This is a genomic window from Aeromonas sobria (genome assembly GCF_050266975.1).
In the GTDB taxonomy this organism is placed as follows: Bacteria; Pseudomonadota; Gammaproteobacteria; order Enterobacterales; family Aeromonadaceae; genus Aeromonas; species Aeromonas sobria_B.
This window is the reverse complement of record NZ_JBKISU010000004.1, coordinates 44,617-56,116: the sequence shown is the minus strand read 5'-3', so window position 1 is coordinate 56,116 and position 11,500 is coordinate 44,617. Positions and strand designations below refer to the sequence as shown.

The 11,500-nt window shown below is 61.5% G+C and carries 12 protein-coding genes; 10 read left to right on the top strand and 2 right to left on the bottom strand.

The window, feature by feature from the left end; translation table 11 throughout:
* The first annotated feature begins 26 nt into the window (after positions 1–26).
* From chbA to ACLHZ1_RS03410, 10 genes are all read left to right on the top strand, one after another.
* A complete protein-coding gene (chbA, locus tag ACLHZ1_RS03455) occupies positions 27–338 on the top strand; it encodes a PTS N,N'-diacetylchitobiose transporter subunit IIA (RefSeq protein WP_408756666.1) in 312 nt (103 codons plus the stop codon).
* 18 nt (positions 339–356) lie between these two features.
* Entirely contained in the window at positions 357–1,259 is a 903-nt protein-coding gene (locus ACLHZ1_RS03450; protein ID WP_427260985.1) for an ROK family protein, read from the top strand.
* A 144-nt stretch (positions 1,260–1,403) separates the two neighbouring features.
* Positions 1,404–2,738, top strand: a complete 1,335-nt coding sequence (locus ACLHZ1_RS03445) for a maltoporin (protein WP_427260984.1) — start codon at positions 1,404–1,406, stop codon at positions 2,736–2,738.
* 11 nt (positions 2,739–2,749) lie between these two features.
* Positions 2,750–4,939, top strand: coding sequence for a CBM35 domain-containing protein (locus ACLHZ1_RS03440; protein WP_427260983.1), 2,190 nt, complete (start codon positions 2,750–2,752; stop codon positions 4,937–4,939).
* A gap of 190 nt (positions 4,940–5,129) precedes the next feature.
* Positions 5,130–5,585: a CBM35 domain-containing protein gene (locus ACLHZ1_RS03435; RefSeq protein ID WP_427260982.1), complete on the top strand. Its 456-nt coding sequence runs from the start codon at positions 5,130–5,132 to the stop codon at positions 5,583–5,585.
* A gap of 229 nt (positions 5,586–5,814) precedes the next feature.
* Complete coding sequence (locus tag ACLHZ1_RS03430) at positions 5,815–7,032, top strand: carbohydrate-binding domain-containing protein (protein WP_427260981.1); 1,218 nt, start codon at positions 5,815–5,817, stop codon at positions 7,030–7,032.
* A gap of 95 nt (positions 7,033–7,127) precedes the next feature.
* Positions 7,128–8,090, top strand: a complete 963-nt coding sequence (locus tag ACLHZ1_RS03425) for a LacI family DNA-binding transcriptional regulator (protein ID WP_427260980.1) — start codon at positions 7,128–7,130, stop codon at positions 8,088–8,090.
* A gap of 62 nt (positions 8,091–8,152) precedes the next feature.
* Positions 8,153–8,347, top strand: a complete 195-nt coding sequence (locus ACLHZ1_RS03420; protein WP_427260979.1) for a heavy-metal-associated domain-containing protein — start codon at positions 8,153–8,155, stop codon at positions 8,345–8,347.
* A 131-nt stretch (positions 8,348–8,478) separates the two neighbouring features.
* Complete coding sequence (ansB, locus tag ACLHZ1_RS03415; RefSeq protein ID WP_427260978.1) at positions 8,479–9,537, top strand: L-asparaginase 2; 1,059 nt, start codon at positions 8,479–8,481, stop codon at positions 9,535–9,537.
* Positions 9,538–9,651: 114 nt separating this feature from the next.
* Positions 9,652–10,239 (top strand): superinfection exclusion B family protein, encoded by a 588-nt coding sequence (locus ACLHZ1_RS03410; RefSeq protein ID WP_408793955.1) that lies wholly within the window; start codon positions 9,652–9,654, stop codon positions 10,237–10,239.
* A 64-nt stretch (positions 10,240–10,303) separates the two neighbouring features.
* On the opposite strand, the gene ACLHZ1_RS03405 is transcribed toward ACLHZ1_RS03410, so the two are convergent.
* Together ACLHZ1_RS03405 and bfr are read right to left on the bottom strand one after the other, a co-directional pair.
* Positions 10,304–10,762, bottom strand: a complete 459-nt coding sequence (locus ACLHZ1_RS03405; protein WP_427260977.1) for a methylglyoxal synthase — start codon at positions 10,760–10,762, stop codon at positions 10,304–10,306.
* A gap of 167 nt (positions 10,763–10,929) precedes the next feature.
* The gene (bfr, locus tag ACLHZ1_RS03400) at positions 10,930–11,406 is read right to left on the bottom strand and encodes a bacterioferritin (RefSeq protein ID WP_042001826.1); all 477 of its coding nucleotides are present in this window, start codon (positions 11,404–11,406) and stop codon (positions 10,930–10,932) included.
* Positions 11,407–11,500 lie beyond the last annotated feature (94 nt).

Genomic DNA, 11,500 nt, shown 5'->3' with positions numbered 1-11,500 from the left:
ACCGACCAACCACAAGGAATCACGACATGTTTGATCTCGAAGAAACCGTCATGGGCATCATCATCAATGCCGGCCAGTCCCGCAGCCTCTGCTACGAGGCGCTGCGCTGCGCCAAGCAGGGCCAGTTCACCGAGGCCGACGATCTGCTCAAGCAGGCCACAGAGGCGGCCAACGCCGCCCACGCGGTGCAGACCAAGCTGATCGAGGCGGATCAGGGAGAGGGCAAGATCCCGGTCACCCTGGTGCTGGTGCACGCCCAGGATCACCTGATGACCTCCATGCTGGCCAAGGAGCTGGTGGTCGAGCTCATCGAACTCTATCGCCGTCAGGCGGCCTGATCGGAAAGGAGCAGTGGCATGTTACGACTGGGACTGGATATCGGCGGCACCAAGATGGAGGGGCTGTTGCTCGATGGCAGCGGCAACGAGCTGTGCCGGCGCCGCATCGCAACCCCGCAGCAGGGTTACGCCACCTTCATCGAGGTGGTGACCGGGTTTATCCGCGGCTTTGCCGAGGAGGCCGGCGCCCCCTTTAGCATCGGTATTGGCTTGCCCGGGGCGGTGCGTTCCGACAACGGTTGCATCAAGAACGCCAACTGCCTGTTCCTCAATGGCCATCCGCTCAAGGCCGATCTCGAGGCCGCCCTCGGCCAGCCGGTGTGGATGGCTAACGATGCGGACTGCTTCGCGCTGTCCGAGGCCATGGATGGGGCCGGCAGCGGCGCCAACCTGGTGTTCGGGGTCATCCTCGGCACCGGCTGTGGCGGTGGCATAGTAGCGCACCAGCGCCTGCTGGTGGGCCCCAACGCCATCAGCGGCGAGTGGGGTCACAACCCGCTGCCGGGTTACGACCCACAGCGGGATGGTCCGGCCCAGCCCTGTTACTGCGGACGCAGCAATTGCATCGAGCGCTTCGTCTCGGGCACAGGGTTTGCGGGGCGTTTCGTCGAGCGCCACGGCCGCAGCCTGTCGCCGAAGGGGATCCTGATGGCGGCCGCGGAGGGGGATGGCGAGGCCCAGGCCCACTACGAGCACTTCCTCCATGCGCTGGGGCGCAGTCTGGCGAGCGTCATCAACCTGCTGGATCCGGACGTCATCGTCTTCGGCGGAGGCCTCTCCAACATAGCGCGTCTCTACGACGATCTGCCGGCGGCCATCACTCCCTGGCTGTTCACCGACCGCTGCCTGACGAGGCTGCTGCCTGCGCGGCACGGTGACAGCAGCGGGGTGCGGGGCGCGGCCTGGTTGCCTACCCCCTGATCTGACTCTCTCACCACAGTACCCATACACGGTGCCGGCAGCACCGTGGGGCCGCCTCTTGCCTGCGGCGGCCCGCACCAGGGCTGCCGGGGCCTTTTTTACCACGATAGGACGTTACAAAAAGGAAGAGCAAAGATGGAAAATATGCACAAAGTCATGCCCCTTTCCCTGTTGACCCTGGCCATGCTCAGCACCCCGGCGTTGGCAGACAAGTATGACTTCGCCATGCACGGCTATGTCCGCTCCGGCATCCTGGCCAACCAGGACGGCAACCGGGTCGACTCCGTCGGCCTGATGCCGGACGGCAAATGGCGTCTTGGCAACGAAGACAACACCAAGCTCGAGCTGATCCCCCAGGTGACCCTGACCTCGGACGCAGGCCCGATCGCCAAGATCCAGGCCAACCTCACTCACGAGACCGATTGCACGTCTGACTGGAACTGCGTCGATGATGACGGTCACGATATCCAGGTGCGTGAAGCCTTCGCCCAGATGACCAATCTCGACTTCGCCCCTGAGGTGGTGTTCTGGGCCGGCAAGCGTTACAGCAGCTCCAATACCTCCAGCCACCAATATGACTGGGAGTACATCCAGTACAACGGTACCGGCGGCGGCGCCGACAACATCGATCTCGGCTTCGCCAAGTTTGACGTCGGTGTCTACGCCTTCACCCCGAGCGACGAGGGCAAGCGCTACCCCAAGGACGCGGATGATCAGGGCTACCCGGACGACTACTCCCTCAATCTCTGGTTCAAGAAGATCGGCGGCGGTCCCATCGACCTGCAACTGGTCGCCCACCACATGAACCAGAACGAGGGTAACGCCTGGAAGGAGAGCGCCGAGAAGGGCTATGGCGTGACCGGTATCTACAACTTCGACGGCTTCTACGGCCTGACCGGCGGTTACTCCCGCTTCGTGGCCCAGCTCGGCAAAGGCCTGGCGGCCGGGGACTCTCTCGGCAAGAACGGCTGGGGCTGGTCCAACCTGGATGACACCCAATCCTGGCGCCTGGTGCTCGACGGTCTGGCCTCCCTTGGCAACGGCTGGGATGTCTCCACCTTCGCCTTCTATCAAAAAGACAAGAACTACCGCTGGTGGACCGGTGATGACAGCGGTTGGGGTCGCTCCATGTGGGTGGCGGGCGTGCGCCCCATGCAGCAGATCACCAAGCACTTCGCCATGCAGTATGAGGTCGGCTACGAGTACCTCGACGACGACAACTACAAGGGCGCCGACGGCAAGGGCAAGGGGGGCATGACCAAGGCGACCATAGCGCCGACCCTGACCTTCGACTCCGGCTTCTGGAGCCGCCCGCAGCTGCGCCTGTTCGCCACCTACGCCAAGTGGGACAGCGGTGTCGCCGACGCCATCGACGGCAATTACAACTGGGACACCAGCACCCTCTCCGCCGGCGCCTATTCGCGCAGCGGCAAGACGGACACCTGGAACTTCGGTGTCCAGGGCGAAGTGTGGTTCTAAGGAGAACGACCATGAAACGCATATTACTCAATACCTTGAGCACCTGTGTGCTGTCGGCCCTGGCCGGCAGTGCCCTGGCGGCCGGATCGCAGTTTGATCACTTCATCACCCGTCAGGGCGCCGCCCTGATGGATGGCAAGCAGGCATTTCGCTTCGCCGGCATTCATGCCCCCGAGCTGCACCGCATCGAAGACGATGCCCGCGGCGTCTGCAAGGCCGACTCGCGCGGCTGGGGTCAGTACTTCAAGTGGCCGACCGCCGAGGAGCAGGCCAACTGGATCAAGGCGATCGTCCAGACGGGGACCAAGGCCCAGCGCGTCTACGTCTTGTCGGTGCAGCAGGAGAACGATCAGGCCTGCGAGCGTGAGACCCATATTCTGGCGCCGACCACTCCGGATGGCATGCCCGTGCTGAACGAAAAAGCCATGGTGGTCTATGACAACATGATTGCCGAGGCCGACAAGCAGGGCTTGCGCCTCATCCTGCCCTTCATCGATCACTGGTGGTGGTGGGGGGGGCGCGAGCAGTTGGCGGCCTTCTACAAGGAGTCGGCCGATGACTTCTACAAGACCTCGAGCAAGACCTACAAGGCCTATCAGGACATCATCCGCCAGGTGATCACCCGCAAGAACACCATTACCGGTCGTCACTACTATGACGAGAAGGCGATCATGGCCTGGGAGACCGGCAACGAGCTGGAGCACACCAACGAGGCCTTCCTGACCCAAACCGCGGCCTGGATCAAGCGGTTCGCTCCGCATCAGCTGGTCATCGATGGCACCTACAAGAAGATCAATGAGTTCTCCCTCAAGGATCCGAACGTCGACATCATCAGCAACCACTATTACACCAACGCCGGCAACAACCACCCGGATCAGGTGAAGAAGGATCTGACCGCCATCGCTGGCAAGAAGGTCTATCTGGTGGGCGAGTTCGGCCTGCTCGATCATCAGGAGCTGAACAACATCATGCAATCCATCGTCCACACCGAGGTGGACGGCGCCAAGGCGGTGGGGGGACTGATCTGGGGCTTCCGGGGTCATCGCCACGACGGTGGCTTCTACTGGCACAAGGAGTACACGGGGCACTACAGCTACCACCTGCCCGGTTTCCCGCTGGAGGGCAAGGCCAACCAGGAGGTGGACGTGGTCAACCTGGTACGCCGGGCCTCGGCCCAGATGGCGGGTCTGGACGAAGCCCCGGCCCTGCCGGTACCTGATGCCCCGCTGCTGCGCGATACCGAGTCGCCGTTTGCCATCAACTGGATGGGGGCGCCGGTGGGACGTGCCTATGACGTCGAGCGTGCCACCTCCGCCGAGGGTCCCTGGACCCGGGTCGGCAAGGATGTCTCGGACGGCATCAACGAATGGGATCCGAGCAAGATGAGCCTGTTTAGCGACGACTACAGTGCGCTCAAACTGGGCCAGACCTACTACTACCGGGTGGTCGCCAAGAACGAGTCTGGGGTATCCCGGCCCTCCAACGTCATCGCGGTCAAGCACACCCAGCAGAACCTGGCGCCCGTGGTCGGCGCGGGCAAGGACCTTGCCACGACCGTGGATCAGGGCGTCTTGCTGAGCGCCAGCTGGCGTGACGACCAGCTGCCGACCCCGCAGGTCAAGGCGGGTTGGCGCAGCACAGGGGCCCTCGAGGCCAGGTTCTGTCACGCCGACCAGGCTGAAACCCGTGCCTGGTTCCCCCAGGCCGGCGAGTACGAGCTGACCTTCAGCGCCGATGACGGCCTCGAACAGAGTGCCAAATCCATCAAGGTGCAGGTGGGGGAGGCCAAGGGCGAGTTGCCGGCCAGCTACTGCGCGTTCAGCTCCGCCGAACTCACTGCCAAGGAGGGGCTGCTTAACGTGGTCAAGAGCGCCGAGAACCAGTTGGAAGTGGCGGCAGATGGTTTTGCCGGCCCGTTCGCCAGCGAGGGCGACAAGATCAGTTGGAGCGTCGAGGCACCCTGGTCAGGAACCTTCAACCTGCAGTTGCACTTCAACGGCAAGTGGGGCGGCAAAAAGAACAGCGTGGTCATCAATGGCAGCGACAGCTACCCGATCGAGTTCCCGCAGACCGACGAGGCCGGTCAGGTGCAGGTGATCCCGGTACAGCTCAAGCAGGGCAAGAACGAGATCAGCTTCGGCAAGTTCGCCGGTGACTGGGGCTATATGTTCGTGAAGTCCGTCAAGGTGGTGGCTGAATAAGCACAGATGGGCTGTGCCTTGTGCATAGCCCATATTCAACGCTATTTCATTCAATCAAGAGAAGGTGTCTGATGCGCCCTATTTTTATCGGTCATGAAAAGCATTGTTGTACGGTTGATATAAATGACGGGGTTGTCTTTCACATGACCAGGAATATAGCAGCAGGACCGTCTCTATTAGGGAGAGTAAGATGAAAAAGCATATGTTGCTCGGCGCCCTCTGGTGGGCATTACCGGCCTTCGCCATGCAGGCGATGGCGGCGGATTATCTGCTCGAACAGTCGGCCAAGGAAGGCCAGCTCAATGTGGTTGCCAGCGCCAAGGATCAACTGGCCATCGACGATGACGGCTTTCTCGGCCCGTTCGCCAGCGAAGGGGACAAGGTGACCTGGACGGTAGAGGTGCCCAAGGCAGGTGAATACCAGTTACACCTCTTCTTCAACGCCAAGTGGGGCGGCAAGAAGAATACCCTGGTGGTCAACGGCGGTGAGCCGCAGCAACTCGACTTCCCTCAGACCAGTGATACAGGTCAGAACAAGGTGATCCCGGTTACCTTGCAGGAAGGCAAGAACAGCATCAGTTTTGGCAAGTCCCCCAATGACTGGGGTTATATGTTTGTCAAATCCATCAAAATAGCAACAAATTAATATTCCGCACTGGCTGCGCCGCAATGGCGCAGCCCATTCTATTTTCCTGTTAACTCTCGGTGAGAATAGACGGACCATTATTATTTCTGAGCGCTGGTGCTTGTTTGTATCACTCAGAATAATGCGCAGCGGTTAATTTACTTTTTACGTGACAATGACATTTGCCGTATCACTGTCAGTGATAATGGGATGGCCGCTTATTTCATGGAAATACAAGAAGGATGTCAACGTGAAGAAAAAAACAATCATCGCCGCCATGTTGCTGGGGTGTAGTGCCGCGCCCGCGCTGTTGCTGAGCACCCCGGCCCTGGCCGCGACCACTTACCCGACCTGCGCCTCGGCGGCCAGCGATCCGGATGGCGACGGCTGGGGCTGGGAGAATGGGCAGAGCTGTCAGGTGGCGACCGGCTCGGGTGGCTCGACCACCTATCCGACCTGTGCCTCGTCCGCCAGTGACCCGGATGGCGACGGCTGGGGCTGGGAGAACAACCAGAGCTGCAAGGTGGCGGACGGCAGCGGTGGTGGCTCAATCCCATCGACGTCGGGCCAGATGTATGTGAAGGATGGCCAGCTCTACTCCGCCAACGGCCAGCGCTTCGTTGCCCGCGGCATCAATTTGCAATATGGCGACAACCCGGGCGCGGCCTTCGCCGCCATCACGCCGATCGCCGATACCGGTGCCAACATAGTGCGGCTGCAACTGCGCAAGTTCACCACGGCGCAGGAGCTGCGCCGTGCGCTCGATGCCATCGTCGCGCGCAACATGGTCGCCATGCCCATGTATTGGGAGAGTGACGTGACCTGCCAGAGCAACCCACAGCCGCTGCAAAGCGCCGTCAGCACGCTCTGGCTCGGCAGTTGGAAGGCGGTGATGCAGGATGCCAGGTACCAGGGCAAGATCCTGCTCAATATTGCCAACGAGTGGGGAGAGGACACCAACCATTACGCGGACTTCGTCACGACCTACAAGAGTCTCATCAAGCAGCTGCGCGACGGCGGCTACACCATGCCGTTGGTGATCGATGGGGCCCACTGCGGCCAGTATGTGCAGAGCTTCCTCGGTGGCCGCGGTAGCGCGTTGCTGGGTGCCGACCCGCAGCAGAACCTGATCTTCTCCCTGCACGCCTACCACTGGTTGTGGGACACCACGGCCGAGATCGACACCGCCATCGCCCAGATGAAGGGGCAGCGCCTGGCTTTCCTGTTCGGCGAGTTCGGCGACAAGCGCTTCCAGGCGCCCTACAACGTCGATCACTACCACCTGCTGAGCAAGTCCCAGAGCGAGTCTGTGGGCTGGATCGCCTGGTCCTGGAAGGGAAATGGGGCAGGGGAAGAAGAGGTGCTCGACATGTCCTACGACTACGGCAGCATGGATCTCTCGCCTCGAGGCAATGACATCGTATTTGGTGAGGATGGCATTCGTCAGACGGCGTCTCCACTGCAATAAAACCTGGCTCACGGGGCGGGAGTCTGGAGGTTCCCGCCTCGTTGGGGGCATGGTAGGATGCAACCTGTTGTAAACCGGTTACCGGAAGTGAAACCATGGCCAATATTACCGACGTGTCTCGCCTTGCGAATGTATCTAAAGCCACCGTCTCCCGCGTCATGAGCGGCTCGCGCGGTGTGCGTGAAGAGAGTCGATTGGCCGTGCTGCAGGCCGCCGAACAGCTGAACTTTCGCCCCAATGCCACGGCCCGCTCCCTGGCGACCCAGGCGACGGATTGCGTCGGCATCATCCTCTCCCCCCAGCTAGGCAACCGTCTGGCCTGCATGCTGCCGTTGCTGGAAGGGGCGTTGGCCAAGGCGGGCAAGAGCATGCTGGTGCGCTTTGCCGACGAGGCGCAACAGCAGCAGCAGGCGGTGGACGAACTGCTGGGTGGTCGTTGCGATGGTGTGCTGGTGCTCGGCGCCAAACAGTCGCTGGAACAGGATGAGCGCCTGGTCCAGCTGGACGGGGTGAGCGAGACGGACAATCTCAATCTCTGCTATGACCTGACCTTTGCCACCGAGAGTGCCTGCCGCTTCCTGCTCGGCAAGGGTCATCGCCAACTGGTGCTGATGCTTGACGACAAGCTATCGCCCGCGGGAAAAAGTGCCATTCAAGGCTATCAACAGGCTCTGCAACAGCAGTCCCTGCCCTATAACAGCCAGCTGGTGATCGATGGCACCGACAACCAGCAGGCGCTGCTCGGCTTGCTCAACCGCTATCTCCCCTTTACCGCGCTGGTGGTGCAGCAGGATGCCCAGGCCGCCGATGCCATGCGTTTGCTGCGCGAATTCAACCTCAATATTCCCCAGGATGTGTCTGTCATCAGCCTGGAAGGATCGGCGCTGGCGAGTCAGTTGACCCCCACTCTGACCTGTATCGAGTACCCGAGCGAGCGGCTGGCCCAGGAGAGTGTGCGGATGTTGCAGGCCCAACTGAAGCAGAGCCTGCGCCCTGTCGATGAGCAGTTGAAGTTCCATGGTCGTCTTGTGGTGCGCGAGTCCGTGGTGGCACGCTAGGGCTTGACCTTGCCGGAGGCGGCAGCGTTAGGCTGACTGCATATCAACAGAGGAGAGAGCCCATGACCATCGAACTCACCGTATCCGGCATGTCTTGCGGCGGCTGCGCCGCCAGCCTGCAAAAGGCCCTGCTGGCCCAGCCTGCGGTCAGCACCGCCACTGTCGACTTTGCCAGCGGCAAGGCCGTCATCGAGAGTGAACTGAGCAAGGCAGAGCTGATCGCCCTGATCCAGGCCCAGGGTTTTGGGGGGAGTTAAATCATCTCTATAGAGGTATAAATCAGGTTAAAGTTCTGTACTCAGCTGTTTTTTGGTGAGAGTCATCACAAACCACCGCAACAGAAAGCGCAAACTTGCTGCAATTTTTATCATCCAGAAGGATTTGCAGCATGACCCTACCGATCCGCAAGACCCTGATCGCCGCCGTACTCGGCCTGACCCTCTCCCCCCTGGCCATGGCGCTGCCGCAGGTGCATATACTGGCCACCGGCGGCACCATCGCCGGGGCGGGCCAGTCCGCCACCCAGTCCAACTACGAGGCGGGCAAGGTGGCCATCGAGACCCTGATCGCCGCCGTGCCCGAGATGAAGAACCTGGCCGAGGTGCAGGGGGAGCAGGTGGTGAAGATCGGCTCCCAGGACATGAACGACGAGGTGTGGCTCACGCTGGCCAAGCGGGTCAACGCGCTACTGGCCAAGGATGACGTGGACGGCATCGTCATCACCCACGGCACCGACACCATGGAAGAGACCGCCTACTTCCTCAATCTCACCGTCAAGAGCGACAAGCCGGTGGTGCTGGTGGGCGCCATGCGCCCCTCCACCGCCATGAGCGCCGACGGCCCCATGAACCTCTACAACGCCGTGGTCACCGCCTCCGATCCCGCCTCCAGGGGGCGCGGGGTCATGGTGGCCATGAACGACACCGTGCTCGATGCCCGCGACGTCACCAAGACCAGCACCACGGGGGTACAGACCTTCGCCTCCCCGAACTTCGGCCCGCTCGGCTACATCCACAACGGCAAGATTGACTATCAGCGCAGCCCTGCCCGCCAGCACACCAGCCAGACCCCGTTCGACGTGAGCAAGCTCGACACGCTGCCCCAGGTCGGCATCGTCTACAGCTACGCCAACGCCTCGGATCTGCCGGCCAAGGCCCTGGTGGAGGCCAGGTTTGACGGCATCGTCAGCGCCGGGGTGGGCAACGGCAACCTCTACCACAGCCTGTTCGAAACCCTGGCCCAGGCGAGCAAGGACGGCATTCGGGTGGTGCGCTCCGCCCGCGTGCCGACCGGTGCCACCACCCTGGATGCGGAGATCGACGACGCCAAGTACGGCTTCGTCGCCGCCGAAACTCTCAACCCGCAGAAGGCGCGCATCCTCTTGATGCTCTCCCTGACCCAGAGCAAGGATCCGGCCCAGATCCAGCGCTGGTTCCAGCAGTTCTGAGGCGCGGCTGAGAATGAGCGGGGGGCCTGGTGCCCCCCTTGTCATTTCTTGCGCCTTGGCACACCCCTTGCTTTGACCTGACTACTGTCCACAATGATCTGGCAAGGGTGAACGATGAAACGGTGGATCCAACATTTTTACCAACTGAACCGCCTCAACTGGCTCATGGTCTGGCTGCTGCTGTGCTGCAGCATCATATTGCTGTTTCCGACCGGGCTGATGAAGGGGGCCGTGAGTGTCTGGGCCGACCAGCACGCCGCCTGGCTCGGGGTCGGCATGTTGATTGCCATCTCCTATTTCTGCAGCCAGGGCATGTTGATCGCCTGGGAGTGGATCTGTGACGAGTGGCAGTCGCGCAAGCAGAAGGGGCAGCTCTCCCGAATGATCACCTTCCTCGATTTCAACGAGAAGGCGGTGCTGCGCGAGTTCGTGCTGCAGCGTAAAAGCGTCATAAACCTGCCGATCACCGAGCCCGCCGTCAAAAACCTGATAGACGCCGGGGTGCTCACCTACGCCTATGGCAAACCGGCACGGGACAAGGATGACGAGAACCAGATCCGCGCCCTGATGATTGCCCTGCCGGCCCGCCCCCTGCTCACCTACAAGGTGCTGGGCCTGTCCCGTGGCAAGATGAGCGACGAGCAGGTGGAGCAGATCATGAACGCCAGGCCCAAGTTCGCCCAGAAGAGCCTGCAACGCTGAGTCGGCTCAAGCCAGCAAAAAGGCGCCAGATTGGCGCCTTTTTCGTGTCCGTTCGGCGCAAAGTTTATTGGGTGCGCGCCTTGAGGTAGCCGGCGTAATCCGGGATCTGCACCTGGAACGCCTGATTCATGTGGGGGCTGTCCATGATGAAGTCCGCCGTCGCCTCATTGGTGGCGACCGGGATGTTCCAGACCGCGGCCAGGCGCAGCAGTGCCTTCACGTCCGGATCATGGGGCACGGCATTGAGGGGATCCCAGAAGAAGATCAGCACGTCTATCTTGCCCTCTGCAATCAGGGCGCCGAGCTGTTGATCTCCGCCCATGGGGCCGGAGAAGAGGCAGGTGATCGGCAGCTGAGCCGCCTTGCCAAGCAGGCTGCCGGTGGTGCCGGTCGCGTAGAGGTGATGGAGCTTGAGCGCCTCCTTGCGGCGGCCAACCCAGTCGAGCAGGGCTGTCTTCATGTTGTCGTGGGCCACCAGGGCTACCCGCTTGTGGGGCGCCATCTCTCTGGCTATCTGTTCCATGGTCGTATCCGGGTCAAAAAGGAAAGAGGCCTATCCTAATCGAAAGCGCGGCTCCCTGCCTATCGGCGCGCCATATCTGTGATCCGGGTGAAACTTGGGCGCCCTGCCATGAAAAAGACCCGCCGTAGCGGGTCTGGACAGGAGCGGGGGTGGCACAGACTCCGGGGTCAGGAGCCGTGATGGAGCTGGGACTGCTGATAATTCTCCAGGCCGATGCGGCCGATGAGATCGAGCTGGGTCTCCAGCCAGTCCACGTGCTCCTCTTCGTCCTCGAGAATATCCTGAAACAGATCCCGGCTGACGTAGTCGTGCTTGGATTCGGCATATGAGATGGCGCTCTTCAGATCCGGGATGGCATCCATCTCCAGGGAGAGATCGCAGCGCAGCATCTCTTCCACCGTCTCGCCGATGCGCAGCTTGCCGAGATCCTGCAAGTTGGGCAACCCCTCCAGAAACAGGATGCGCTTGACCAGCTCGTCCGCGTGCTTCATCTCGTCGATGGACTCGTGGTACTCCTTGTGTCCCAGGGCCTTGAGGCCCCAGTCATCATAGATGCGGGCATGCAGGAAATACTGATTGATGGCGACCAGCTCGTTGGCCAGTACCTTGTTCAAGTGCGCGATAATCTTGGTATCACCTTTCATCGTCAATCCTCCTTGCTGGATCCGTCAAGCTTAGACCAGGAAGAGGACAACAACAGGGCGTGCGGGCAGGAGCCCGCTTGGAAGGAGAGGGGCG